Genomic DNA, 24,118 nt, shown 5'->3' with positions numbered 1-24,118 from the left:
CAGGATAAATGCTCTCGCACAGTGTGCGAGAGTTGTCGTACGCTGTGCGAGTGACCTCGAACGCTGTACGAGACCCCCGTCGCTGGTGGGTCCTTGTCGTGCTCTGCCTCTCGCTGCTGGTCCTCACGGTGGACGGAACCGTGCTGAACCTAGCGATCCCGTCCCTGATCGAGGAGCTGGGCGCGACGCCGTCCGACATCCAGTGGATCCTCGACGCCTACGTGCTGGTCTTCGCCGGCCTGCTGCTGACCGCCGGAAGCCTGTCCGACCGGTACGGCCGCCGCCGCTTCCTCGTCATCGGCCTGGCTTTCTTCGGCGGCGCGTCGGCGCTGGCCGTGCTGGCCTCCGAGCCCTGGCAGGTGATCGGCGCGCGGGCCCTGATGGGGGTCGGCGGCTCGATCCTGATGCCTTCGACGCTCTCCATCCTCATGACCGTCTTCGAGGAGGACGAGCGGCGCAAGGCCATGGCCATCTGGGGAAGCGTGGCGATGCTCGGCGTGATCGCCGGCCCGACGCTGGGCGGCTTCCTGCTGGAGCACTACTGGTGGGGCTCGGTCTTCCTGCTCAACATCCCGATCGCGGTGCTGGCCATCGTGGCCGCGTTCGCGCTGATGCCCGAGACCCGCAGCGCCGGGCGGCGGATCGACCCGGTGGGCGTGGTGCTCTCGATCGTCGGCCTGAGCTCGGCCGTCTACGTGATCATCGAACGAGAGTGGAACGTGGCCCTCATCGCGGTGGCGGTGGTCTCGCTGGCCGCGTTCGTCATCTGGGAGCGGCGGGCCGAGCACCCGATGCTGCCGCTGCAGCTGTTCCGCAACCGCAACTTCAGCGGCGCGTCCTTCTCGATCCTGCTGATGTCGTTCGGCGCGGGCGCCGTGATGCTGATGCTGACCCAGTACCTGCAGTTCGTGCTCGGCTACGGCGAGCTCCAGGCGGGCCTGGCCATGCTGCCCCAGGCGGTGGCGGCCGTCGTGTTCAACGGCGTCGGCGCGGCGCTGGGCAAGAAGGTGTCCAACCGGGTGCTGATCTCGGCCGGGCTGGTGATCATGGCCGCCGGGTTCGTGGTGATGGCGCTCACCACCGGCTACCTGCCGCTGATGGGCGGGCTGGTGCTGATGGGCGCGGGAGCCGGCCTGGCGGGTCCCTCCGCCTACGCCTCGCTGATGGGGGCCATCCCGCTGGAGCACGCGGGAGTCGGCTCCGCGCTCAACGACACCGTGCAGCAGGTGGGCCTGGCCATGAGCATCGCCGTGCTCGGCAGCGTGCTGGCCGGCGTCTACACCGCGGAGATGCCGCTCGACGCGCCCGCGGCGGCCCGCGAGTCGATCGGGGTCGCCGAACAGATCGGGCTCGGCGAGGTCGCCGACCGGGCCTTCACCGTGGCCGTGCACCTCGGGTCGTGGGTCGGGGCCGGGTTCAGCCTCGCCGCCGCGCTGCTCGCGCTGGTCGTGCTGCGCCCGGCCGTGCCCGTCGCGGCTCCCGAGCCGGCCAAGGTCTAGCGGACGCGGGGCTCACGCATGCTCTCCAGGCTGTCCAGCTTGTGCGTGCGCTCGTCGTGGCCGATCTGCCGGAGCAGGTCGGCCACCGAGCGGTAGCGGCCGTACTCGTCGGCGTACGTGCCGGGGTCGGGCACGAAGTCCAGGTCGGGGTTCTCGGCCACGAACGTCATGTACTCGTGCTCGGCGTGGTCCTCGAACTCGGCGTTGAGCCGGTAGCTCCAGTCCGGCCGGACCACGAACAGCACCCAGGACACGTGGTAGTAGAAGAACGCGATCAGCCATGGCGCCGCCTTGTGCAGCAGCCAGTTCTGCCGCTGCCCGGTGCGCTGCACCAGGTCCTGCATGATCAGCAGGTGCCACTGCTCGTTGTCCTGGTCGGCTCGGGCCTCGACGATGCGCTCGAAGACCCTCCTGGCCAGGGCCGACCGTCCGGCGTGCCGGTGGACGGCCCAGTAGCCCATCCGCTCCCACGCCTGGTACGGCACCCGCGCGATGATCTCCAGCATGGCGAACTTCGTGTAGGAGCCCTTCCGGCCGTACATGAGGTCGACGGGCTTGAACATCATCCGGGCCAGCAGGCTGTAGTTCATCCGCGGAGTGTCCAGCGTGTCCTGCTGGGCGCGGCGGAGCTGGTCGCGGTCGAGCTTGGGCGGCCCGGCGGGCGCCTCGGGGCGAAGGTCGATGGTGACGGTCATCTCGGTCTCCTCGGTTCGTCGATGATCCGATGGTGGCCGAGCGGGGCCCGCCGGGTCGTCGCCCGCCAGTGGTCAATCGTGATGCCTCTGACGGCGTACCGGGAGGCCGGCGCGTACGCCTCCAGGCGCACGGGTGATCCCCTAGGGGGAGGACTTACAGTTTGTAAGGTGATTTGACCCCCCGCCGACAGCCTGCCGCTGCCAGGAAGCCCTGGGGGACGGGATACTCGGTAGCATGTCGGAGCTTCTCGCGCGCCACCGGGCAGTGATGCCGAACTGGCTGGCCCTCAACTACAACGAGCCCATCGAGATCGTCAGCGGCAAGGGCAACCGCGTCATCGACGCCGATGGCAAGAGCTACCTGGACTTCTTCGCCGGGATCCTGACCAACATGATCGGGTACGACGTGCCCGAGGTGCGGGACGCCGTCGAGCGCCAGCTCGCCACCGGCGTGGTCCACACCAGCACGGTCTACCTGCTGCGCGGCCAGGTCGAGCTCGCCGAGAAGATCGCCCGGCTCTCCGGCATCCCCGACGCCAAGGTGTTCTTCACCAACTCCGGGACGGAGGCCAACGAGACCGCCCTCCTCCTCGCGACCTACGCCCGTAAGACCGACCAGGTGCTCGCCATGCGGCAGAGCTACCACGGGCGCAGCTTCGGCGCGGTCAGCGTCACCTCCAACCGGGCGTGGAAGAACAACTCGCTCTCCCCGCTCAACGTGCACTTCCTGCACGGCGCCGACCGGCACCTCACCCAGTTCAAGGGCCTGTCCGACGCCGACTACATCAAGGCGTGCGTGGACGACCTGCGCCACGTGCTGGCCACCTCGGTCTCCAACGACGTGGCGGCGCTGATCGCCGAGCCGATCCAGGGCGTCGGCGGCTTCACCATGGCCCCCGACGGGCTGTTCGCCGCCTACAAGGAGGTCCTGGACGAGCAGGGCATCCTGCTCATCTCGGACGAGGTGCAGACCGGCTGGGGCCGTACGGGCAGCGCGTTCTTCGGCATCCAGAACCACGACGTGACCCCCGACATGATCACGTTCGCCAAGGGCCTGGGCAACGGCTTCGCGGTCGGCGGCATCGTCGCCCGCGGCGACCTGATGGACGCCCCGCACGCCGTGGGCCTGTCCACCTTCGGCGGCAACCCCATCTCCATGGCCGCCGCGAACGCCACCCTCGACTACGTGCTCGACCACGACCTCCAGGCCAACGCGGCGCGGACCGGCGACATCATCATCGGCGGCCTCAAGGAGGCGGCCGAGCGCCTGCCGATCGTCAAGGACGTGCGCGGCAAGGGCCTGATGTTCGCCGTCGAGCTGGAGAGCCCCGCCCAGGCCGTCCGCTTCATGGAGGAGACCAAGAAGGCGGGCCTGCTCGCCGGCAAGGGCGGTCTGTACGGCACCGCCATCCGCATGGCCCCGCCCCTCACCCTCACGGTGGAGGAGGCCGCCGAGGGCCTGGGGATCATCGTCAACGCACTCGAAGTCATCAACGCAGAGGCAGCAGCTCAGTGAAGTCGGTCACGCACTGGATCAACGGAGCTCCGGCGGACGGCGACAGCCGCACGGCGGAGATCTTCAACCCGGCGACCGGGGAGGTCAGCGGCCACGTGCGGCTGGCCTCGGCCGCCGACGTGGACGCCGCGGTCGCCGCGGCCGTCGCGGCCTTTCCCGCCTGGCGCGACGCCTCGCTGGTCAAGCGGGCGCAGGTGCTGTTCCGGTTCCGTGAGCTGATGTACGCCCATCGGGACGAGCTGGCCGGGCTGATCTCGGCCGAGCACGGCAAGGTGCACTCCGACGCGCTGGGGGAGGTGGCGCGCGGGCTGGAGGTGGTGGAGTTCGCGTGCGGGATCCCGCATCTGCTCAAGGGTGGTTTCTCCGAGGGTGTCTCGACCCGGGTGGATTCGTATTCGATGCGGCAGCCGTTGGGGGTGGTGGCGGGGATCACGCCGTTCAACTTCCCGGCGATGGTGCCGATGTGGATGTTCCCGGTGGCGATCGCGTGTGGGAACGCGTTCGTGCTGAAGCCGTCGGAGCGGGATCCGTCGGCGTCGTTGCTGATGGCGCGGTTGTGGCGGGAGGCGGGGCTGCCCGACGGGGTGTTCTCGGTGGTGCAGGGCGACAAGGTGGCGGTGGACCGGTTGCTGGAGCATCCGGACGTGGCGGCGGTGTCGTTCGTGGGTTCGACGCCGATCGCCCGGTACGTGTACGAGACGGGCAGTGCGCACGGCAAGCGGGTGCAGGCGCTGGGCGGGGCCAAGAACCACATGCTGGTGCTGCCGGACGCGGATCTGGATCTGGTGGCTGATGCGGCTGTGTCGGCGGGGTTTGGGTCGGCGGGTGAGCGGTGCATGGCGATCTCGGTCGTGCTGGCCGTGGACCCGGTGGGCGATGAGCTGGTCGAGAAGATCGTGGAGCGGGTGGGCAGGCTGGTGGTCGGCCCGGGCGATGATCCGCGTTCGGAGATGGGGCCGCTGGTGACGGCGGCGCATCGGGACAAGGTGGCCTCCTACCTGGATCTGGGCGTCGAGGAGGGTGCCAAGCTCGTCGTGGACGGGCGGGAGAGCGAGGTGCTGGGGGGCCGGGGCGAGGGCTTCTGGCTGGGGCCGACGGTGCTGGATCATGTGCCGGTGGGGTCGCGGACGCACATCGAGGAGATCTTCGGTCCGGTGTTGTCGGTGGTGCGGGTGTCCTCGTATGAGGAGGGCCTGCGGGTGATCAACGAGGGTGTGTACGGCAACGGCACGGCGATCTTCACCAACGACGGCGGGGCGGCGCGGCGGTTCCAGAACGAGGTCGAGGTGGGGATGGTGGGGATCAACGTGCCGATCCCGGTGCCGATGGCGTTCTACAGTTTCGGCGGGTGGAAGTCATCGTTGTTCGGTGACACGCATGTGCACGGCACCGAGGGGGTGCATTTCTACACGCGGGGCAAGGTCGTGACCTCGCGCTGGCTGGACCCGTCCCACGGCGGCGTGAACCTGGGCTTCCCCACGAACGGGTAACTCACGTCTGTGGCCGGGAGGGACCGGCGTCCCTCCCGGTCCCGTCCCCGGTAAGCTCCAGCGCAACGGACAAGGGGGGACATCGTGAGACGCCGTCGCATATCCGCCGTGGCGCTGGCCGCGGCGGCGCTGGTCGCCGGCACGGGAGCGGTGTCCACGGCCGCCGGGCAGGCGGCTCAGCCGGCCGCCGGGCCCAGCCCCAAGCCGACCCCGTCGGCCACGCCCTCGCCCACGGCCACCCAGAGCGACGGCACGCTGCAGATCCTCACCTACCGCGGCTACGCCGAGTACGGCGGCGTCAGCCCCAAGGCCAACTGGGTCGGCTCCTTCGAGAAGGAGACCGGCTGCCGCCTGGCCCGCGTCGACACCGTCCGCACCGCCGAGGAGATGGAGCGGGCCGTCGCGGCCGCCGAGCGTCCGTACGACCTGATCTCGGCGGGCCCGGCGCTGGCCGGCGACCTGATCACGCGCAAGCTGGTGCAGCCGATCGACCCGGCCAAGGTGAGCGGCTACGACGACCTCGACGAGCGTTTCCGCGACATGGTGAAGGTGTCCGGCAAGGTCTACGGCGTGCCGTTCCTGTGGGGGTACCACGAGTTCATCTACGACGCGGCCAGGGGCAAGGGCGCGAGCATGAGCCAGGTGTTCGCCTCCGACCGGGCCGCGCTCCGCGACACCCCGCTGACCATCGCCGACGCCGCGCTGACCGACGCCACCGTCAAGGACCCGTACGAGCTGAGCCAGGAGCAGCTCGACCGGGCCATGGCGCTGCTCGGGCAGCAGAAGGGGCGCACCTACTGGCGGAAGCCGATCGACCTGATCAAGGGCTTCGCCACCGGGTCGCTGGATTACGCGCAGGCCACACCGTACTATCGCCTGCTGCTGCAGAAGGCCGGCAAACCGGTCCGGACGGTCGGCGCCAAGGCGGCCACCGGCTGGCTCGACTCCTGGATGCTCGGCGCCAACCTGCCCGACACCACCTGCGCCTACCGCTGGCTGACCTGGATGACCGCGGCCGACGCCCAGCGTGACGCCGCCGCCTGGGTGGGGCTCGCGCCGGCCAACGACAAGGCGTGCAAGGGCCGCGCCAAGTCGATCTGCGACCTCTACGGCGCCGACGACCCCAAGCGGCTCGACCGGATCGCCTTCGCCGTCCGGCCGCCGGGCGGTTGCCGCGGCGAGGACGGGGAATGCACTGATTATGCCGTCTGGGGGAAACGGTGGGCCGAACTCGCCGAGTAGGTGAGATCTCCGCCTCCGCTCGACCCCATCGCGGGCGTGCCTTCCCCCGGGTGCGCCTGCAGAGACGCCCCGGGCCTTCCCCCTGTCCCGGGGCGTCTCGCCGTTTCCGGGGCGGCGAACGTCCTGGTTCCAGGACGTCTCGCTGTTCCGGGCGCAAGAACGTCCTGGTTCCGGAACTCTCCAGCGCGAAAATTCGACTGAATGACCAGTCAGTGAGTATGTTCTTCCCATGAGAATCCTTCTTGTCGGCGCCGGAGGCGTCGGCTCCGCCGTGGTGCCCATCGCCGCCCGCCGCCATTTCTACGAACACATCGTGGTGGCCGACTCCCAACAGAGCCGGGCGGCCCGCGCCGTCGCCGCCGTGGACGACCCCCGCTTCACCGCCATCCAGCTGGACGCCTCCGACCGGGCCCAGGTCACCGCGGCGCTCCGGGAGCACCGATGTGACGTGCTGTTCAACGCGGTCGATCCACGCTTCACGATGCCGCTGTTCGAGGCCGCCCTGGAGGCCGGGGCCCACTACCTGGACATGGCGATGTCGTTGTCGAAGCCGCATCCGCGCGAGCCGTACCGCAAGCCGGGGGTGAAGCTGGGGGACCGGCAGTTCGAGCGCGACGGCGAGTGGCGCGGCGCGGGCCGGCTCGCGCTGGTCGGCATGGGCGTCGAGCCGGGGCTCGCGGACGTGTTCGCCCGCTACGCCGCCGACCACCTGTTCGACGAGATCGACGAGATCGGCATCAGGGACGGCGCCAACCTGGTCGTGGACGGCTACGACTTCGCGCCCACGTTCTCCATCTGGACCACGATCGAGGAGTGCCTGAACCCGCCCGTCGTCTGGGAGGACGGGCAGTGGCGCACCACCGAGCCGTTCAGCGAGCCCGAGGTGTTCGACTTCCCCGACGGGATCGGGCCCGTGGAGTGCGTGAACGTCGAGCACGAGGAGGTGCTGCTCGTCCCGAGGTGGATCCCGGCGCGGCGGGTGACGTTCAAGTACGGGCTCGGCGAGGAGTTCATCGGCGTGCTGAAGACGCTGCGCAAGCTGGGCCTGGACAGCGCCGACAAGATCAGGGTGGGCGGGGCGGAGGTGGCGCCGCGCGACATGGTCGCCGCGAGCCTGCCGGACCCGGCGACGCTGGGCGCCCGCATGCGCGGCAAGACCTGCGCGGGTACGTGGGTCAAGGGCACCGGCAAGGACGGCTCGCCGCGCGAGGTGTACCTGTACCACGTGGTGGACAACGAATGGTCGATGCGGGAGTACGGCTCCCAGGCCGTCGTGTGGCAGACGGCGATCCATCCGGTCGTCGCGCTGGAGCTGGTGGCGACCGGGGTGTGGAAGGGCGAGGGCGTGCTCGGCCCCGAGGCGTTCGACGCGGTGCCGTTCCTCGACCTGCTGCGCGAGTACGGCTCGCCGTGGGGCCTGCGCGAGGCGGCCGCAGCTTGATGGCCGGTTTGGCGGCCGCGGCCTAACGGCCCGGGAAGGCCACCACGGTCGCCATGGGAGCGGGCAGGAGCGCCTCGGCGCATTCGGTGCAGGCGAGCACGGAGGAGTTGTCGGGCAGTTTGCCGACCCGGACCCGGGGCCGCGGCCACCTCTTGTGGCACACCACGCAGGCGTCGCCGTCGCGCTGGGCCGGAGTCAGGCCCTCAGGGTCGAACGTCAACATACTCCGTGCCGTTCTGGCGGGACCCCAGTTCATCACGCTCCCAGCTGCCATCGCCCCTCCGCATGTCCGGATCCGTTATAACCCTGACCGAGGCCGTGATCGTCTAGCTGAGCGTCAAGCCAGGGTGAATTCTCTACCCGAGTGACCTGCGTTACACACACAAAATCGGGCATCCAGCCGCAAGCTGGATGCCCGATTTTTCGGTCTTTGCTATAGAGCGGAGATGGCCTTCTCCAGGATCCCCAGGCCCTCCTCGAGCAGGTGCTCGGGCATGACCAGCGGGGGCAGGAAGCGCAGCACGTTGCCGTACGTGCCGGCGGTCAGGACCACCAGGCCCTCGGCGTGGCAGCGCTTGACGATCGCCTGGACGGCCGCCGGGTCCGGGTTCTTCGTGCCCGGCTCGACCAGCTCGATCGCGATCATCGCGCCGCGTCCGCGCACGTCGCCGATCGCCGGGAACCGCTCCTGCAGCGACCGCAGGCGGGGGAGCATGATCTCGCCGATGCGGCGGGCCTTGGCGACCAGGTCCTCCGACTCGATCGTCTCCAGGACGCCGAGCGCGGCCTCGCAGGCCAGCGGGTTGCCGCCGTACGTGCCGCCCAGGCCGCCGACGTGCACGTGGTCCATCAGGTCGGCGCGGCCGGTCACGGCGGCCAGCGGCAGGCCGCCCGCGATGCCCTTGGCGGTGCAGATGATGTCGGGGACGACGCCCTCGTCCTCGCAGGCGAACAGGTCACCGGTGCGCGCGAAGCCGGTCTGGACCTCGTCGGCCACGAACACGATGCCGTTCGCCCGGCAGAACTCGGCGATCCGCGGCAGGAAGCCCCTGGCCGGGACGATGAAACCGCCCTCGCCGGCGATCGGCTCGATCACCACGGCGGCCACGTTCTCCGCACCGACCTGCTTGTTGATCTGGTCGATGGCCTGCGCGGCGGCCTCCTCCGCGCAGTTGTCCGCGCCCGTCGGCCAGCGGAACGGGTAGGCCAGCGGCACCCGGTACACCTCGGGCGCGTACGGGCCGAAGCCGTGCTTGTACGGCATGTTCTTGGCGGTCATGGTCATCGAGAGCAGCGTGCGGCCGTGGTAGCCGTGGTCGAACACCACGACGGCCTGCCTGCCGGTGGCGTGCCGGGCCACCTTGACGGCGTTCTCGACGGCCTCGGCGCCGGAGTTCACCAGGAAGGTGCGCTTCTCGTGGTCGCCGGGGGTCAGCTCGTTGAGCTTCTCGCAGACCTGCACGTACGACTCGTACGGGGTGACCATGAAACAGGTGTGGGTGAAGTCGGCCGCCTGCTTCTGGACGCGCTCGACGACCTTCGGCGCGGAGTTGCCCACGTTGGTCACGGCGATGCCGGAGCCGAAGTCGATCAGAGAGTTCCCGTCGGCGTCCTGGAGGATGCCGCCGCCGGCGCGGGTGACGAAGACCGGCAGCGTGGTGCCGATGCCGGAGGGGACGGCGGCCTGCTTGCGGGCCAGCAGCTCCTGCGACTTGGGGCCTGGGATCGCGGTCACGACGCGCCGCTCCTGGGGAATGCTCATGGGCTCGACGCTACGTCGGGCTCCGACCTGGACCGATACGTCGATATGGCACACTGGGGGTGCTCGCCTTTGCCGGAATGGACAAACTCGTATGGCACCTTCGCTGCGCACCGTGGTGCGACGGATGAAGTTGCGTCAGCTGGCGGGCGCGGCGGCCTCCGGAGCGCTCGACGCGGAGGTGCGCTGGGTGGCGGTCAGCGAGCTGGAGGACCCGACGCCGTTCCTCGAGGGCGCGGAGCTGCTGCTGACGACGGGGATCCGCCTGGAAGGCGACTTCTCCGGATACGTAGCCCGGCTGGTGGGCCGCGAGGTGGCCGGGCTCGGCTTCGGCGTCGGGCTCTCCCACGAGCACGTCCCGCCCGCCCTGGTCGCGGCCGCCGACGAGGCGGGGCTGCCGCTGTTCGAGGTGCCGCGCGAGACGCCGTTCATCGCCATCGGCAAGGTGGTCAGCGAGCTGCTCGCGGCCGAGCAGTACGACGAGATCACCCGCGCCTTCGCCGCGCAGGGGCGGCTGACCCGGGCGGCGCTGCGGCCGGAGGGCATGCACGCGGTCATCGACCGGGTGGCCAAGGAGATCGACGGCTGGGCCGTGCTGCTCGACGAGACGGGCGAGGTGCGGCACGCCACGCCGGGGGCCGACGTGCCGGTCGTGGTGGCCGAGCTGCGCCGCCTGCGCGCCGGCGGCCCGGGAAGAACCCAGCCCGACCGGACCGCCGGGGCGGAGCGCGCGCTCACGGGCGTGCCCGTCGCCCCGGGGGCCCAGGCCGAGCGGGCGCGCGGCGCCGTACCGGTGGCGGAACGGGCGCGTGGCGGGAGTCAGGGCGGTGAGCGGGTGCCGGCGAGTCTCGCGTTGTCCGGGCCCGACGAGCACGTCGTGATCCAGCCGCTCGGCGGCGGTCCACGGCCGCGCGGCTTCTTCGCGGTCGGCGCCCGCAGGCCCTTCTCACCGGTGACCCACACGGTGATCAACGCCGCCGGCTCGCTGCTCACGCTCGCCATGGAGCAGGGCAGGGCCCAGCGGGAGGCCGGCCGGCGGCTCCGCTCGGCCGTGCTGGAACTGCTGCTCGGCGGGGCGGTCGAGCAGGCGCGGGCGGTGGCCGGCACGCTCGGCGCGCGGCTGCCCGGCGAGCCGCTGGTGGTCCTGGCGGCGGGCGCGGCCGCCCTGGAGACGCTGGAGCCGCACGGCTTCACGGCGCTCCTCGACGACGGCAGCGGTCACCGGGGCGGTAGCAGTGGCGGTCACGGCGGCGGTCACGGCGGCGGCAGCGGCAGGGGGAGCGGCGGTGGTCCTCAGGGCGGTGAGCAGGTGAGCGTCTGCCTGGTGTCCGAGGGGGCCGCGGAGAAGGCGGCGCGGGAGGTCGAGGGGCCGGCCGGGCTGAGCTCGCCCTGCCGCTACGACGGCCTGCGCGACGCGCTCGACCAGGCACGCCGCGCGCTGGCCCACAGCGACGGCGGCACGGTACGGTTCGCCGACCTGGCCGGACAGGGCCTGCTCGCACTGCTGGACACCGACGCCCTGCACGCGTTCTCCGGCGCGCTGCTGGCCCCGCTCACCGCGTACGGCTCCCGCGCCGACCTGGTCGAGTCGCTGCGCGCCTACCTCGAGAGCAACGGCCACTGGGACGCCGCCGCCCAGCGGCTCGGCGTCCACCGGCACACGCTGCGCTACCGCATGCGCCGCGTCGCCGAACTCCTCGGCCGCGACCTCGACGACCCGGGCGTACGGGCCGAGCTGTGGCTCGCCCTGGAGGCCTCCCGCCGCTGACTTGCGGGTAGCTTCAGCGGCCAGGGGCCGACGGCAGGCTGTCCTTGTCCACCAGGTAGCAGCAGATCGTGGCCAGGGTGACCGCCTCGTACGTGCGGTCGTCCCGCAGGTGGCCGGCCCGTTCCAGGCTGATCGCGCCCTGCGCGGCGGCCCAGAGCGCGTCGGCGATCTTGCGCGGCTGGGTCGGCGTCACGTAGCCGGCGGAGATGCAGTCGGCGATCACCCGGTCGAGGATGTTCAGCGCCGCGCGGGCGAGCGTCCTGGCCCGCTCGCTGGGCTCGAAACCGGGGATGGCCTGCTCGAACATCAGGCTGTAGTAGCCGGGCTCGGACAGGCACGCCTGCCGGTAGGCGGGGCCGAGCGCGGTCAGGTACTCCAGCGGGTTGCGCCGCTGCGGGACCGCTTCGAGAAAGCGGCGGAAACGCTCGAAACCCTCCAGATACAGCGCCTCGGCCAGGCCCTCCCGGTTGCCGAACATCGTGTAGATGACGGTCGTCGTGCAGCCGGCCTCGGCCGCGATCCTGCGCATGGTCAGACTGTCGGGACCCTCGCTCTGAAGCAGGTTCACCGCCACGTCGAGCAGGCGGGAACGGAGTTCGTCGTGGGTGGCGCGCTCGCCCAGCAGGTAGGCGCCCTGCAGGCCCAGCGGGGTCGAGGTCATGCGACCTCCCCAGCGACCAAGGAGCTCAGTGTCCTTGTGACCTCACGTTGCTCGGTCACGGGGCCCACGCCTTTCTGATCGGGGGCCCACCGCGCTGGAGACCCGCACCCGATGACTTAGCCATGGCGGAGATCGCTCAAACCACTCCGCATGGTAAACATCCCGAATTGGGTCTACTTCTGTTACATCATGGGTATACACCAGGGCTTGTACTTAACGGTGAGCGCTCATGGGAGTCTTGTGCACCGTGGTGTAAATCCCCGGTCTCCCGCTTGGCATAACGTCGTGGGTATGGACGTGCGTACCTTCTGGCTTGCCGGCCGGCCCGCCACCGGCGAAACCGATCTCACCGTGACCAACCCTCATGACGGTCGTGCGGTCGGCCGGTACTCCGTACCGACCGATGCCCAGGTCGAGGAGGCCGTCGCGGCCGCCCACGCGGTCTCGCGCGAGGCCGCCGCCCTGCCCGTGCACGTACGTGCCGAGGCCCTGGCGCACGTCTCGCGCAGGCTGGCCGAGCGGGCCGACGAGATCGCCCACCTGATCACCGCCGAGAACGGCAAGCCGATCTTCTGGGCGCGCGGCGAGGTCAACCGCGCGATCTCCACGTTCCGCTTCGCCGCCGAGGAGGCCCGCCGCTGGTCCGGCCAGGTGCAGCGGCTCGACACCGAGCCGGCCGCCGCGGGCCGCCTCGCCTACGTCTCCCGCGTGCCCAAGGGCCCCGTGCTGGCGATCACCCCGTTCAACTTCCCGCTGAACCTGGTCGCCCACAAGGTCGCGCCCGCCATCGCCGTCGGCGCCCCGATCATCGTCAAGCCCGCGCCCGCCACGCCGCTGTCCTCGCTGGTCCTCGGCGAGATCCTGGCCGAGACCGACCTGCCCGCGGGCATGTTCTCGGTGCTGCCGGTGCAGAACGAGCGCGCCGCCGCCCTCGTCGACGACCCCCGCCTGCCCGTGGTCTCCTTCACCGGCTCCGCGCCCGTCGGCTACGCCATCGCCGACCAGGTGCCGCGCAAGCACGTGACCCTGGAGCTGGGCGGCAACGCCGCGGCCGTCGTGCTGGCCGACGCCGACCTCGACTGGGCCGCGCAGCGCATCGCCCTGTTCTCCAACTACCAGGCCGGTCAGAGCTGCATCGCCGTCCAGCGGGTGATCGTCGAGCAGCCGGTCTACGACGCGTTCGTCGAGCGTCTGCTGCCGGCCGTCGGTGGGCTCGTCACGGGTGACCCGGCCGACGAGAAGACCCAGGTCGGGCCGCTGGTGTCGGAGGCCGCCGCCGAGCGGGTGGAGGAGTGGGTGCGCGAGGCGGTCGCCGCCGGCGCCCGCGTCCTGGCCGGCGGCACCCGCGAGGGCGCCACGGTCGCGCCGACCGTGCTGGCCGACGTCCCGCACGACGCCAAGGTGGCCTGCGAGGAGGTCTTCGGGCCGGTCATGATCCTCCAGCCGGCCGCGTCGATCGACGAGGCGTACGCCATGGTGAACGACTCCAAGTACGGCCTCCAGGCCGGCGTCTTCACCCGCTCCCTGGACGCAGCCTTCAAGGCCAACCGCGAGCTGGAGGTCGGCGGCGTGATCATCGGCGACGTGCCGTCGTACCGGGCCGACCAGATGCCGTACGGCGGCGTGAAGGACTCCGGCATCGGCCGCGAGGGCCTGCACTCGGCCATGGAGGACCTGACCTACGAGAAGGTCATGGTGCTCACCGGCCTGTCGCTGTAGCTCCCGGCCCGCCCCGCGCCTCCCCGGCGCGGGGCGTTCGTATGTCCGGCGCCGCCGTCAGGCGCGTTCGGCCGTGGCGTAGACCGTCCTGGCGGCCTGGCCGAAGTACGGGCCGTACATGGTGTGCTGGTCGTCGCTGTACTTGAAGCTGCTCAGCGAGGTGATCGTGCCGCGGCCGGTCATCGGGTCGAAGCCGGACAGCCAGGGGCCGCCGCTCGACCCGGCGGTCATGGCGCACCCGAGCCCCTGGTCGTGCGTCTGCTTGTACGGGTCGTCGCGCAGCCGCCCGGCGCAGTAGACGAGCTGGTCGCCGTCGTAGGGCGGGTCGGCCGGGTAGCCGAAGCCGTAGGTCTGGCCGCCGCGCCTGGCGTTGAAGGCGATGTCCTGGGTGCCCACCACGTCGGCGACGTGCCGCCCGCCCGAGGTGGCCAGGGCGACCATGCCGACGTCGTGGTTGTCGTCGCCGGAGCGCGACCAGGGGGCGGAGACGAACATGCGGCGGGCCGCGTACTGGCCGTAGGGCTGCTCGCCGCCCCTGCCGTAGCCGGGGACGAACGTCCAGTTCTCGGCCCACTCGCCGGCGCCGTCCTTGACGCAGTGGCCGGCGGTGACGACGAGGTCTTTGCTGGCGCTGGTGACCGTGCTGGCCGAGCAGACGAAGTCGGCGCCCGCCAGGGTCAGGAACACCCGCCCGGTGGTCCTGGTCACGGCTCCGCCGGTGCTCCAGCGCGCGCCGATCGTGCTGGCCTGGGGCCTGGACGACGCCTGGCGGCGGCGGCCGACGTTGATCTCGGTACGGCCGCCGGACACGCCGGGCTTCGCCTGCGCCCCGCCGCGGCCGGTCAGGCCGCTGAGCAGGCCGTCGCCGTCGGTCACGGAGTCGAGCAGACCGATGGGCAGGGCCGCCGCCATGCGTTGCGGGGTCCAGTAGCCGAGCACGCGCCGCTGCTCGGCGTCGCTCCGGGCGGCCTCGTGCTCGACCACCAGGCTCGGCCGGGCCGCGGCGTGCTCGACGGCGGGACGATCGACCAGGTGCTGGCCGGGGACCGCGCCGAGGATCGCCGGTCCCGTCAGCCCCACGATCAGCGGGGCGGCCGCAAGCAGGGAGGTGCTCAGGGTCATGGCCCCCGAGTGTGCACCACGAGGTGTGTTCTTGTGGCTACTTTCCGTAAATTGATCAGAGTGTGCCGGTGGTTTGCGCCGCCTGGTAAACGGCCTGTGCTTCGTTTCCGAAATACGGGCCGAACATCCAGTTGGGGGCGAAGTTGTATTTGAAGCTGTTGACCGAGTTCTGCGTGCCGAGACCGGTCGACTCGTCGAAATTCAGCATCCACGGGCCGCCGCTGGCGCCGCCGGTCATGTCGCAGGTCAGGCCGAGATCGTCGGAGAGCAGGAAGTCGTCGAACGTGCGGCCGCTGCAGTAGATGAGCTTCGAGCCGTCGTAGGGGGCCGCGGCCGGGTAGCCGAAGGAGTACATCTGCCGGCCACGCGGCTGGTTGAAGGCCACGCCCTGGCCGCCGACGACGTCCACCAGGCTCTTGCCGTCCACCTGGGCCACCACGGCGGCGGCCACGTCGAAGTTGACGTCCTCACTGGCGTTCCACTGGGGAGTGGTCAGCAGCCTGGCGGCCGGCCAGGTGCCGAAGGGCCGCTGGCCGGCGGCGTAGCCGGGCACGAACACCCAGTTGGTGTGGAAGGCGCCGCCGAGCTTGACGCAGTGGCCGGCGGTCAGCACCACGCTCCTGTTCGCGCTGGTCACCGCCGAGCCCGAGCACGAGGCGCTGCGTCCCTGGTAGGTGAAGAAGACCCGGCCGGTGGTCTTCACCACGGCGCCGCCGCCGCTCCAGGGGGCGCCGGAGCTGTTCGCCGACCGGAGCTGCCGTCCGTCGCCCCGGCCGCCGGTGGGCGGCGCCTGCCAGGGGGTGCCGCCATCGGGCTCGCCGGGCTCGGCCGCCGCGCCGCGGGCCGCCTTCCCGCCGTTCTTGGGCGCGGGCAGGTCGAGCGGCTGCGCGCTCTCCATGCGCGCCTCGGTCCAGTACCGCGTGACCTGCCGCTGCTCGGACGTCGAGTCCGCGGCGGCGTGCTGGGCGGGACGGGGTGCCGCGCCGGCCTGCGCCGCGGTGCCGGGGAGCAGGGCGATGCTCCCGGCGGCGAGGGTGAGGACGGAGAGCAGGGCAACTCTGCGGTGCATTACGTAACCTCCCGAAACCGGAGCTGGGGCTTGGAAGGTAGCCGCCCAATAATCGGGATTTCTCGAGATATGCGCATCCCGATATAGCGATATTTGGACATAACTGGTCTGGGTTATCGCCTGTCACTCGGGAGCCGGGATCGCGGCTGTCGGCCCCTCACGTGCGCGTCCGCGTCCGGCAGCGGGGACAATGGACAGGTGCATGCAGAGACCCTCCGCTCCGTCGTCGTGCTCGGCTCCACGGGCTCGGTCGGCACCCAGGCCCTCGATGTCATCGCCGCCGACCCCGCCGGGTTCAAGGTCGCCGGGCTGGCGGCCGGGGGCGGCAGGGTCGAGGAGCTGGCCGCGCAGGCGGCCGCGTTCGGCGTCGAGGTCGTGGCGGTGGCCGACGCCGCCGCCGTCCCGGCGCTGAAGGAGGCGCTGGCCGCGCGCGGGGCGTCCCCCGTCGTGCTGGGCGGCCACGAGGGCGTCGCCGAGGTCGCGGCCTGGCGGTGCGACACCGTGCTCAACGGCATCACCGGCGCGCTGGGCCTGACGTCCACGCTGGTCGCGCTGGAGGCCGGCCGCACGCTCGCGCTGGCCAACAAGGAGTCCCTGATCATCGGCGGGCCGCTGGTCAAGCGGCTGGCCGCGCCGGGGCAGATCCTCCCGGTCGACTCCGAGCACTCGGCGGTGCAGCAGTGCCTGTGGGCGTCCGGCCCGGGCGGCCACGACCCCGCCGCCGTCAAGCAGCTCGTCATCACCGCCAGCGGCGGCCCGTTCAGGGGCATGAAGCGCGAGGAGATGGCCGACGTCACCCCCGAGATGGCGCTGGCCCACCCCACCTGGTCCATGGGCCCGGTCATCACCATCAACTCCGCCACCCTGGTCAACAAGGGGCTGGAGGTCATCGAGGCCCATCTGCTGTTCGACATCGGCTTCGACCGCATCGAGGTCGTGGTCCACCCGCAGTCGGTGATCCACTCCATGGTCGAGTACGTCGACGGCTCCACCATCGCCCAGGCCAGCCCGCCCGACATGCGCCTGCCGATCGCGCTCGCGCTGGCCCACCCGGCCCGCGTGCCCGGCGCCGCCCGGCCCGTCGACTGGACCAGGGCCCACACCTGGACCTTCGAGCCGCTCGACGACGCGGCCTTCCCGGCCGTCGCGCTGGCCAGGCACGTCGGCGCCGAGGGCGGCACCGCGCCCGCCGTCTACAACGCCGCCAACGAGGTCTGCGTCGAGGCGTTCACCAGGGGCGGGCTGCCTTTCCCCGCGATCGTCGACACGGTCGCCAAGGTCGTCGAGGAACACCGCGTCACCCCGGCCTCCAGCGTGGAGGAGGTGCTGGCCGCCGACGCCTGGGCCCGGGCGCGTGCGGCCGAACTCACAGCCGGGCAGTCCTTCTAGCTACCTAGACTGGGTAGCGTCGTCACACCTAAGGGTAGAAATGTCTTCTGTAGCACTTGGCATCCCGACGGTCCGCCCCAAGCCGCTCGCCGAACGCCGGCACTCCCGCCAGATCATGGTCGGCAGCGTTCCCGTGGGCGGCGACGCGCCCGTCTCCGTCCAGTCGATGACGACGACGGTCACCGCCGACGTCAACGCCACGTTGCAGCAGATCGCCGAGCTGACGGCGTCCGGCTGCCAGATCGTGCGCGTGGCCGTCCCGTCGCAGGACGACGCGGACGCGCTGCCGATCATCGCGAGGAAGTCCCAGATCCCGGTCATCGCCGACATCCACTTCCAGCCGAAGTACGTGTTCGCGGCCATCGAGGCGGGCTGCGCGGCGGTCCGCGTCAACCCGGGGAACATCAAGAAGTTCGACGACAAGGTGGGCGAGATCGCCAGGGCGGCCGCCGACCACGGCGTGCCGATCAGGATCGGCGTCAACGCCGGTTCGCTCGACCCCCGCCTGCTCCAGAAGTACGGCAAGGCCACGCCCGAGGCGCTGGTCGAGTCCGCCCTGTGGGAGTGCTCGCTGTTCGAGGAGCACGGCTTCAGGGACATCAAGATCTCGGTCAAGCACAACGACCCGGTCGTCATGATCAACGCCTACCGGCTGCTCGCCGCCAAGTGCGACTACCCGCTCCACCTCGGCGTCACCGAGGCCGGCCCCGCCTTCCAGGGCACGGTCAAGTCCGCCGTGGCGTTCGGCGCGCTGCTGGCCGAGGGCATCGGCGACACCATCCGCGTCTCGCTGTCCGCGCCCCCCGTCGAGGAGGTCAAGGTCGGCGCCCAGATCCTGGAGTCGCTGGGGCTGCGCGAGCGGGGGCTGGAGATCGTCTCCTGCCCGTCGTGCGGCCGGGCCCAGGTCGACGTCTACACGCTGGCCGAGCAGGTCCAGGCTGGCCTGGAGGGGCTCAAGGTCCCGCTGCGGGTGGCCGTCATGGGCTGCGTGGTCAACGGCCCCGGCGAGGCGCGCGAGGCCGACCTCGGCGTCGCCTCCGGCAACGGCAAGGGGCAGATCTTCGTCAAGGGCGAGGTCATCAAGACCGTGCCCGAGTCGCAGATCGTCGAGACCCTGATCGAGGAGGCCCTGCGGCTGGCCGAGGAGATGGGCGTGGAGGTCGACCTCGACGACGACGCCGTCTCCGGCCCTCAGGTGACCGTGGGCTGAGTGCCTCCGGGGGCCGGTGACCCGGTGCAATGGCCTCATTACAAACTGGCAAGCCTTTCTCCATACCCAGCGTCATGACCCCGTCGCCCGCGGGAGCATCACAGGGCCATGACGAGGGGGAGGGGCTGGGTGAAGCGCGTATTCAGTGTTGCCGTCGGCATCGCGGTGCTGGTCGCCGGGGTTGTCAGCGCGGACGGTGTGGCGTCGGCCGGCAGAGGCGCGGCTCGGGGGGCGCAGCAGGTGGTCTGGGGGGCGTGCCCGGCGAAGGAGGGCAAGACGGTCCGGGCCGACCTGGAGTGCGCCACCGTACGCGTGCCGCTCGACTACCGCGACCCTTGGGGCCAGTCGATCAAGCTGGCGATCAACCGCATCAAGGCCAAGGTGTCCAGGGACGGCAACCATCTCGGCACCCTGCTGATCAACCCGGGCGGCCCGGGAGCCTCGGGCCGTGACCTGACCGAGTTCGTCTCGAACGGGCTGCCGAACAGGCTCGGCGAGCGCTACGACGTCGTCGGGTTCGACCCGCGCGGGGTCGGCGGCAGCGAGCCGTCGCTCCACTGCGTGGACCCCGACACCTACTACCGGGCGCCGCGGCCCGACGCGGTGCCGCACACGGCCGGCGACGAGAGCAAGCTCCTGGCCAGGGCCAGCGAGTACGCCACCCGCTGCGGCGACCTCTGGGCCTGGGTGTTGCCGTACCTGACGACCGAGAACTCGGCCAGGGACATGGACACGATCAGGGCGGCGCTGGGCGAGGAGAAGATCAGTTACCTGGGCTACTCGTACGGCACCTACCTCGGGGCCGTCTACGCGACCCTGTTCCCGCAGCGGGTCAGGCGGCTGGTCATGGACAGCACGGTCAACCCCGAGGGCGTCTGGTACCGGTCGAACCTGGGCCAGGACGTCGCCTTCGAACGCCGCCACCGCGCCTTCCTCGCCTGGACGGCCCGGCACAACGACGTCTACCGGCTGGGCGGCACGCTGAAGCAGACCTCGTTCGCCTACTACGCGATGCGCGACCGGCTGCGCACCCGTCCGGCCGGCGGCGTGGTGGGGCCGAGCGAGCTGGACGACACCTTCACCCTCGGCGGGTACACCGACCGGGTGTGGCCGGAGTTCGCCCGCGCCTGGTCCGCCTACGTGCGCAAGGGCGACGTGCAGCCGCTGGTGGAGGCGTACAACCGGCGCGGCAAGAACGACGCCGAGGACGAGAACGGCTACGCCGTCTACCTCGGCGTGCAGTGCCGCGACGCCGCGTGGCCGCGCGACTGGGCCAAGTGGCGCACCGACATGACCCGGCTCCACCACAGGGCGCCGTTCCTGACCTGGCCGAACGCCTGGTTCAACGCGCCGTGCGCGTTCTGGCCGGTCAAGGGCGGCACGCCGGTCGAGGTGCGCGCCGCGCCGAAGCTGCCGCCGGTGTTGTTCCTGCAGTCGCGCGACGACGCCGCCACGCCGTACCGGGGCGCGCTGGCCATGCACCGGCGTTTCCCGCGCAGCGGCCTGGTGATCGACGAGGGCGGCAACCACGGCGTCTCGCTGGCCGGCAACCGGTGCGTGGACGGCCACCTCGCGGCGTACCTGGCCGACGGCACGCTGCCGGCCCGGACGGCGTCCTGCGCGGCCCTGCCGGACCCGGCCCCGGCCGCTCATATGGCCGCGGGAGGCGTGCAGGGTCACGATCGGCTCACCGACGTGCTGTCCCGGTGAGCTATTCGGGGGACGTTCGCGTAGTCTGACCATGTGATGCTGCGTACATCGGCGTCGCGCGTGCTCGACGACAGCGACCGGGACGAGGTTCTCGCCCTGCTTGACTGCGATCCGGTCGCCAACGTCTTCGTCTCCTCCCGGGTGCGGGCCGTCGGACTCAATCCGGCACGCCTCGGGGGGCAGATGTGGGGGTTCGGGCCGCGCGGCGGGCTCGTGTCGCTCTGTTACGCCGGCGCGAACATGGTGCCGGTCAACGCCGGCCCCGAGGCCGTGCACGCGTTCGCCGACCGTGCCCGCAAGCAGGGGCGCAGGTGCTCGTCCATCGTGGGCCCCGTCGAGGCGGTGTCCCTGCTGTGGGAGCGGCTGGAGCCGCACTGGGGCAGGGCGCGGGCCATCCGGTGGGCCCAGCCGGTGATGGCGACCTCCAGCAAGGCTCCCGTGCCCGCCGATCCGCTGGTGCGCCGGGTGCGGCCCGAGGAGTTCGACATCGTGCTGCCGGCGTGCGTGGCGATGTTCACCGAGGAGGTGGGCGTCTCGCCCAACCTCGGCGACGGCGGCGCGCTCTACCGCACCCGGGTCGCCGAGCTGATCCGCATCGGCCGCTCCTACGCGCGCATCGACGACGGCCGGGTGGTGTTCAAGGCGGAGGTGGGCGCGGTCACGCCGTACGCCTGCCAGATCCAGGGCGTGTGGGTGGCCCCCGACCAGCGCGGCAAGGGCCACGCGGTGGCGGGCATGGCGGCGGTCGTGGAGGCGGCGATGAGCTGCTTCGCCCCCGTCGTGTCGCTCTACGTCAACGACTTCAACCACTCGGCGCGGGCCGTCTACCGCAAGGTGGGGTTCCGCGAGGTGGACACCTTCATGTCGGTGTTGTTCTGAGGGCGCGCGGCTAGAGGCGCACCAGCTTGTCGAACAGCCGGGCCAGCTCGATGGCGGGGTCGGCGGTCAGGCCGGCGTGCACCGGCCCGGTCTGGACGATCGTGCTGCGCGGCGCGGTCAGCCAGCGGAACCGGCCGCCCAGCGGCTCGCCCGCGAGAGGGCCCGGCCGGTCGCCGCAGGCCCGCTCGTAGGCGCTGAGCGCGTGGCGCACGCCGTCGAGGTCGGCGCCGGGGTCGAGGGCTCGCAGGCGGGCCGGGTCGAGGTGCACGCGCGCGCACAGGTAGTCGCGCGGCTGGCAGTAGAGCAGCACACCGGCGTTGATCAGCTCGCCGCGCTCGACCTTCGGCATGACGCGGATCACCGCGTACTCGTAGACGTCTCTGGTCACCGGCTGCCTCCCCGCCAGAACTCGCCGACCGAGCCGGGCCCAGGCGCCCTGCGTTCCTTGTCGGGGTCGCGCAGCAGCCACTCGCGCGGCCCGTGCGCCCGGCTCAGCAGATGGTCGATGTAGGCCTCCCGTACGGCCTGGGCGGAGTCGAAGCCCGGCTCGCCGTCGAGCCATTCGTCGGGCACCAGGGCCGTCACCTCGCCGAGCAGCTCGCGGGTGATCCGGCCGGCCAGGTGGTCGCCGGCGGCGAGCACGTCGGCCGCGAACGGCGCGAGCACGTGGTCGCCGGTGTCGAAGGCGCGCTGCGGGTCGGCCGTACGCCAGTTGTGGTGGAACCACAGGGCCGCGCCGTGGTCGATGAGCCAGGTGTCGCGGTGCCAGACCAGGAGGTTGGGGTTGCGCCAGCTCCGGTCGATGTTGTGGATCAGCCCGTCGAACCAGACGACCCGGGAGGCGAACGCCGGGTCGGGGATCCAGCCCAGCGGGTCGAACCCGAGCGCGCCGGGCAGGAAGTCGACCGCCAGGTTGAGGCCGGTGCTGGCCTTGAGCAGGTCCTGGACCTCCTCGTCGGGCTCGCGGACGCCGAGCTGCCGGTCGAGGTCGATGAGCTTGAGCTCGGGAGTGCGCAGCCCCAGGCGGCGGCCCAGCTCGGCGGCGATGATCTCCGCGACGAGCACCCGCCGGCCCTGCCCCGCCTCGCGGAACTTCACCACGTACGTGCCGAGGTCGTCGGCCTCGACGACGCCCGGCAGCGACCCGCCCTCCCGCAGCGGGGTCACATATCGGGTGGCTGCGATCTTTTCCAGCACGGGACGAGGCTATCGTCCCCCTGGCCCCCACCCGTAACTCCGGGCCGGTTCAACGCGCCGGTGGCCGGACAGGACGGGCGAAGGGGGCGAACGGCTGCTGCAACGAGGCCTCGACGGCGGTGAACGCGTAGTCGAGCATGGCGTGCTCGTAGGCCGCCTTCGCCTCGGCGAGCGGGCGGCCCTCGGCGACGGCCGCGGCCAGACCCGCGCTCAGGGTGTGGGCGTCGCACAGCGCGACGTTCGCGCCTTCGCCGCGTCCGGGGCTCATGCTGTGCACGGCGTCGCCGAGCAGGGTCACCGCGGGCTCGTCCCAGGGGCGCACGCGCCGGGCCGAGTGGGTGTGCACCAGGAACGTCGCCTCGGTGTCGGCCCGCTCGACGATCCGGCGCACGCCTTCGTGCCAGCCGGCGACCGTGGCGAGCGCGAGCCGGTGCAGGGCGGTGGGGGAGGTGTCGTCCGGCCGGGGGCCGGGGGCGGTCAGCGTCCAGGAGAAGTAGCCGGGGACGTCGGTCAGCCGCAGGCCGGGGGCGTGCCGGGCGGCGGCCTCGGCCACCGGCGCGCAGGGGCGGCAGGTGGCGACCGAGATCGCGGTGTGGTCCGGCGCGGTGACCCGGTTGAAGGTGTCGACCAGGTCGGGAGGCGTGGCGGCCAGCAGGTCGGGGGTCAGGACGGTCCTGCCGTACAGGGCCCAGTCGAGCCGGTCCACGACGGCGTCGGGGAGGAGCTGGGCGCGGACGCGGGAGCCGACGCCGTCCGCGCCGGCGAGCAGGTCGCCGTCCAGGGCGGAGCCGTCGGCGAGGTGGGCGCGGACGCGGGCGCCGGGCAGCGGCTCGTACCGGGTGAACTCGGTGCCGAAGCGGACGTCGAGGCCGGACAGCAGGATCTCGCGCAGGGTGAGCCGGTTGACGCCGAAGCCGTCCAGGCCGGGGAGCTGGGGCGGGACGTCCTTGGAGAACTTGGGGACCAGCCGGGTGTCCAGGAAGGTCATGCGGGTGGCCGGGCGGATGGAGGTGGCCACGGCCAGGTCGTACAGGCCGGGGGGCAGGCACGCGCGCAGCGCCGCGGCGCCGGTCTCCTTGAGGCTGATGCGGTAACCCTGGGGGCGGTGGCCGGCCGAGGGGTCGCGCTCCAGCACTGTGGCCCGGAAACCGGCTTTGCGCAGGCCCTGGGCCAGGGATAAGCCGCCGATGCCGCCTCCCGCGACGATGACGTGGGGAGAAGTGTCCATGGATGCGACGATAGACGATAGCTGTCGCGACAGTAAATGCTTGCGGCAGCTATTCTGGTGGCGTGACCGACGATCGCGTGCCGCCGCCGTTCGAGCTGGTGCTGGGCGGCGGGTCGCTGCTCGTGCAGGTGGGGCGGGAGCTCAACACCGAGACCGAGCGCCGCCTGGCCCCGCTCGGGCTCACCGCGCAGCAGGCGGCGCTGCTGCTGCACGCGGCGGGCGGCCGCAGCACGCCCGGCGTGCTGAAGGGCCGGCTCGGCACGGACACGGCGGGGATGACCCGGCTGCTGGACCGGCTGGAGGCCAAGGGGCTGCTGCGGCGGGTCCGGCGGCCCGAGGACCGGCGCTCGGTCGTCATCGAGCTGACGGACGAGGGGCACGCGCTGGTGCCGCGCCTGCCGCCGATCTTCGGCGGGGTCAGCCGCCAGGTCTTCTCGGGTTTCTCCGGGGAGGAGATCGAGCAGGTCACGGGCATGCTGCGGCGGATCATGGCCAACCTGGCGGAAGGGGGATCGTGACCGGGA

The 24,118-nt window shown here is 71.6% G+C and carries 21 protein-coding genes; 12 read left to right on the top strand and 9 right to left on the bottom strand.

Annotated elements, in window-relative coordinates; all coding sequences use genetic code 11:
* Positions 1-8: 8 nt before the first annotated feature.
* Entirely contained in the window at positions 9-1,499 is a 1,491-nt protein-coding gene (locus tag ACNF49_RS48060) for an MFS transporter (RefSeq protein ID WP_498703583.1), read from the top strand.
* On the opposite strand, the gene ACNF49_RS48055 is transcribed toward ACNF49_RS48060, so the two are convergent.
* The gene (locus ACNF49_RS48055) at positions 1,496-2,194 is read right to left on the bottom strand and encodes an alternative oxidase (protein WP_357988853.1); all 699 of its coding nucleotides are present in this window, start codon (positions 2,192-2,194) and stop codon (positions 1,496-1,498) included. The genes ACNF49_RS48060 and ACNF49_RS48055 overlap by 4 nt on opposite strands.
* 235 nt (positions 2,195-2,429) lie before the next feature.
* On the opposite strand from ACNF49_RS48055, the gene ACNF49_RS48050 reads away from it, so the two are divergent.
* The 4 genes from ACNF49_RS48050 to ACNF49_RS48035 all read left to right on the top strand — a co-directional run bounded on the left by ACNF49_RS48050 (position 2,430) and on the right by ACNF49_RS48035 (position 7,883).
* On the top strand, positions 2,430-3,710 hold the full coding sequence (locus ACNF49_RS48050; protein ID WP_482941888.1) for an aspartate aminotransferase family protein: 1,281 nt from the start codon (positions 2,430-2,432) through the stop codon (positions 3,708-3,710).
* Complete coding sequence (locus ACNF49_RS48045) at positions 3,707-5,200, top strand: CoA-acylating methylmalonate-semialdehyde dehydrogenase (protein ID WP_482941887.1); 1,494 nt, start codon at positions 3,707-3,709, stop codon at positions 5,198-5,200. The genes ACNF49_RS48050 and ACNF49_RS48045 overlap by 4 nt, the downstream gene beginning before the upstream one ends.
* An 84-nt stretch (positions 5,201-5,284) precedes the next feature.
* Positions 5,285-6,442 carry an extracellular solute-binding protein gene (locus ACNF49_RS48040; protein WP_482941886.1) on the top strand — a complete coding sequence of 386 codons (1,158 nt, stop codon included), beginning with the start codon at positions 5,285-5,287 and terminating at the stop codon, positions 6,440-6,442.
* Between the two features lie 229 nt (positions 6,443-6,671).
* Complete coding sequence (locus ACNF49_RS48035) at positions 6,672-7,883, top strand: saccharopine dehydrogenase family protein (protein ID WP_358000399.1); 1,212 nt, start codon at positions 6,672-6,674, stop codon at positions 7,881-7,883.
* Positions 7,884-7,905: 22 nt separating this feature from the next.
* Here ACNF49_RS48035 and ACNF49_RS48030 read toward each other — a convergent pair whose 3' ends face one another.
* A complete protein-coding gene (locus tag ACNF49_RS48030) occupies positions 7,906-8,106 on the bottom strand; it encodes a hypothetical protein (protein WP_352362958.1) in 201 nt (66 codons plus the stop codon).
* Between the two features lie 210 nt (positions 8,107-8,316).
* Positions 8,317-9,645, bottom strand: a complete 1,329-nt coding sequence (gene gabT, locus ACNF49_RS48025; protein ID WP_357984114.1) for a 4-aminobutyrate--2-oxoglutarate transaminase — start codon at positions 9,643-9,645, stop codon at positions 8,317-8,319.
* A gap of 124 nt (positions 9,646-9,769) precedes the next feature.
* On the opposite strand from gabT, the gene ACNF49_RS48020 reads away from it, so the two are divergent.
* Positions 9,770-11,410, top strand: coding sequence for a PucR family transcriptional regulator (locus ACNF49_RS48020; RefSeq protein ID WP_482941885.1), 1,641 nt, complete (start codon positions 9,770-9,772; stop codon positions 11,408-11,410).
* A gap of 13 nt (positions 11,411-11,423) precedes the next feature.
* Here ACNF49_RS48020 and ACNF49_RS48015 read toward each other — a convergent pair whose 3' ends face one another.
* Positions 11,424-12,071 (bottom strand): TetR/AcrR family transcriptional regulator, encoded by a 648-nt coding sequence (locus ACNF49_RS48015; RefSeq protein WP_357984108.1) that lies wholly within the window; start codon positions 12,069-12,071, stop codon positions 11,424-11,426.
* A 291-nt stretch (positions 12,072-12,362) separates the two neighbouring features.
* On the opposite strand from ACNF49_RS48015, the gene ACNF49_RS48010 reads away from it, so the two are divergent.
* Positions 12,363-13,790: an aldehyde dehydrogenase family protein gene (locus tag ACNF49_RS48010; RefSeq protein ID WP_482941884.1), complete on the top strand. Its 1,428-nt coding sequence runs from the start codon at positions 12,363-12,365 to the stop codon at positions 13,788-13,790.
* A gap of 57 nt (positions 13,791-13,847) precedes the next feature.
* Here ACNF49_RS48010 and ACNF49_RS48005 read toward each other — a convergent pair whose 3' ends face one another.
* Positions 13,848-14,912: a trypsin-like serine peptidase gene (locus tag ACNF49_RS48005; protein ID WP_357984102.1), complete on the bottom strand. Its 1,065-nt coding sequence runs from the start codon at positions 14,910-14,912 to the stop codon at positions 13,848-13,850.
* A gap of 55 nt (positions 14,913-14,967) precedes the next feature.
* Positions 14,968-15,981 (bottom strand): trypsin-like serine peptidase, encoded by a 1,014-nt coding sequence (locus ACNF49_RS48000; protein WP_482941883.1) that lies wholly within the window; start codon positions 15,979-15,981, stop codon positions 14,968-14,970.
* Positions 15,982-16,179: 198 nt separating this feature from the next.
* Between ACNF49_RS48000 and dxr the strand changes: the two genes are divergently transcribed.
* From dxr to ACNF49_RS47980, 4 genes are all read left to right on the top strand, one after another.
* Positions 16,180-17,370: a 1-deoxy-D-xylulose-5-phosphate reductoisomerase gene (gene dxr / locus ACNF49_RS47995; protein ID WP_482941882.1), complete on the top strand. Its 1,191-nt coding sequence runs from the start codon at positions 16,180-16,182 to the stop codon at positions 17,368-17,370.
* A 40-nt stretch (positions 17,371-17,410) separates the two neighbouring features.
* The gene (gene ispG, locus ACNF49_RS47990) at positions 17,411-18,580 is read left to right on the top strand and encodes a flavodoxin-dependent (E)-4-hydroxy-3-methylbut-2-enyl-diphosphate synthase (protein WP_357984093.1); all 1,170 of its coding nucleotides are present in this window, start codon (positions 17,411-17,413) and stop codon (positions 18,578-18,580) included.
* Positions 18,581-18,709: 129 nt separating this feature from the next.
* On the top strand, positions 18,710-20,290 hold the full coding sequence (locus tag ACNF49_RS47985; protein WP_482941881.1) for an alpha/beta hydrolase: 1,581 nt from the start codon (positions 18,710-18,712) through the stop codon (positions 20,288-20,290).
* Between the two features lie 36 nt (positions 20,291-20,326).
* On the top strand, positions 20,327-21,169 hold the full coding sequence (locus ACNF49_RS47980; protein WP_482945686.1) for a GNAT family N-acetyltransferase: 843 nt from the start codon (positions 20,327-20,329) through the stop codon (positions 21,167-21,169).
* Between the two features lie 10 nt (positions 21,170-21,179).
* Here the strand turns inward: ACNF49_RS47980 and ACNF49_RS47975 are convergent, their stop codons facing one another.
* From ACNF49_RS47975 to ACNF49_RS47965, 3 genes are read right to left on the bottom strand one after another with little or no spacing between them, the layout of a single operon-like run.
* A complete protein-coding gene (locus tag ACNF49_RS47975; RefSeq protein WP_357984087.1) occupies positions 21,180-21,557 on the bottom strand; it encodes a DUF3037 domain-containing protein in 378 nt (125 codons plus the stop codon).
* Entirely contained in the window at positions 21,554-22,366 is an 813-nt protein-coding gene (locus tag ACNF49_RS47970) for a HipA family kinase (protein ID WP_482941880.1), read from the bottom strand. The genes ACNF49_RS47975 and ACNF49_RS47970 overlap by 4 nt, the downstream gene beginning before the upstream one ends.
* 49 nt (positions 22,367-22,415) lie before the next feature.
* Positions 22,416-23,594 (bottom strand): FAD-dependent oxidoreductase, encoded by a 1,179-nt coding sequence (locus tag ACNF49_RS47965; protein WP_482941879.1) that lies wholly within the window; start codon positions 23,592-23,594, stop codon positions 22,416-22,418.
* Between the two features lie 62 nt (positions 23,595-23,656).
* Between ACNF49_RS47965 and ACNF49_RS47960 the strand changes: the two genes are divergently transcribed.
* The gene (locus tag ACNF49_RS47960) at positions 23,657-24,112 is read left to right on the top strand and encodes a MarR family winged helix-turn-helix transcriptional regulator (RefSeq protein WP_482941878.1); all 456 of its coding nucleotides are present in this window, start codon (positions 23,657-23,659) and stop codon (positions 24,110-24,112) included.
* The last annotated feature ends 6 nt before the right edge of the window (positions 24,113-24,118 follow it).

The organism is Actinomadura sp. ATCC 39365 (assembly GCF_054392275.1).
This window is presented reverse-complemented; position numbering and strand designations above follow the sequence as displayed.

Excerpts from the sequence above, each read along its gene's own strand:
- ACNF49_RS48060 (WP_498703583.1), top strand. The coding sequence starts at position 9 with ATGCTCTCGCACAGTGTGCGAGAGTTGTCGTACGCTGTGCGAGTGACC.
- ACNF49_RS48055 (WP_357988853.1), bottom strand. The coding sequence starts at position 2,194 with ATGACCGTCACCATCGACCTTCGCCCCGAGGCGCCCGCCGGGCCGCCC.
- ACNF49_RS48050 (WP_482941888.1), top strand. The coding sequence starts at position 2,430 with ATGTCGGAGCTTCTCGCGCGCCACCGGGCAGTGATGCCGAACTGGCTG.
- ACNF49_RS48035 (WP_358000399.1), top strand. The coding sequence starts at position 6,672 with ATGAGAATCCTTCTTGTCGGCGCCGGAGGCGTCGGCTCCGCCGTGGTG.
- ACNF49_RS48030 (WP_352362958.1), bottom strand. The coding sequence starts at position 8,106 with ATGTTGACGTTCGACCCTGAGGGCCTGACTCCGGCCCAGCGCGACGGC.
- gabT (WP_357984114.1), bottom strand. The coding sequence starts at position 9,645 with ATGAGCATTCCCCAGGAGCGGCGCGTCGTGACCGCGATCCCAGGCCCC.
- ACNF49_RS48020 (WP_482941885.1), top strand. The coding sequence starts at position 9,770 with ATGAAGTTGCGTCAGCTGGCGGGCGCGGCGGCCTCCGGAGCGCTCGAC.
- ACNF49_RS48015 (WP_357984108.1), bottom strand. The coding sequence starts at position 12,071 with ATGACCTCGACCCCGCTGGGCCTGCAGGGCGCCTACCTGCTGGGCGAG.
- ACNF49_RS48010 (WP_482941884.1), top strand. The coding sequence starts at position 12,363 with ATGGACGTGCGTACCTTCTGGCTTGCCGGCCGGCCCGCCACCGGCGAA.
- ACNF49_RS48005 (WP_357984102.1), bottom strand. The coding sequence starts at position 14,912 with ATGACCCTGAGCACCTCCCTGCTTGCGGCCGCCCCGCTGATCGTGGGG.
- ACNF49_RS48000 (WP_482941883.1), bottom strand. The coding sequence starts at position 15,981 with ATGCACCGCAGAGTTGCCCTGCTCTCCGTCCTCACCCTCGCCGCCGGG.
- ispG (WP_357984093.1), top strand. The coding sequence starts at position 17,411 with ATGTCTTCTGTAGCACTTGGCATCCCGACGGTCCGCCCCAAGCCGCTC.
- ACNF49_RS47980 (WP_482945686.1), top strand. The coding sequence starts at position 20,327 with ATGCTGCGTACATCGGCGTCGCGCGTGCTCGACGACAGCGACCGGGAC.
- ACNF49_RS47965 (WP_482941879.1), bottom strand. The coding sequence starts at position 23,594 with ATGGACACTTCTCCCCACGTCATCGTCGCGGGAGGCGGCATCGGCGGC.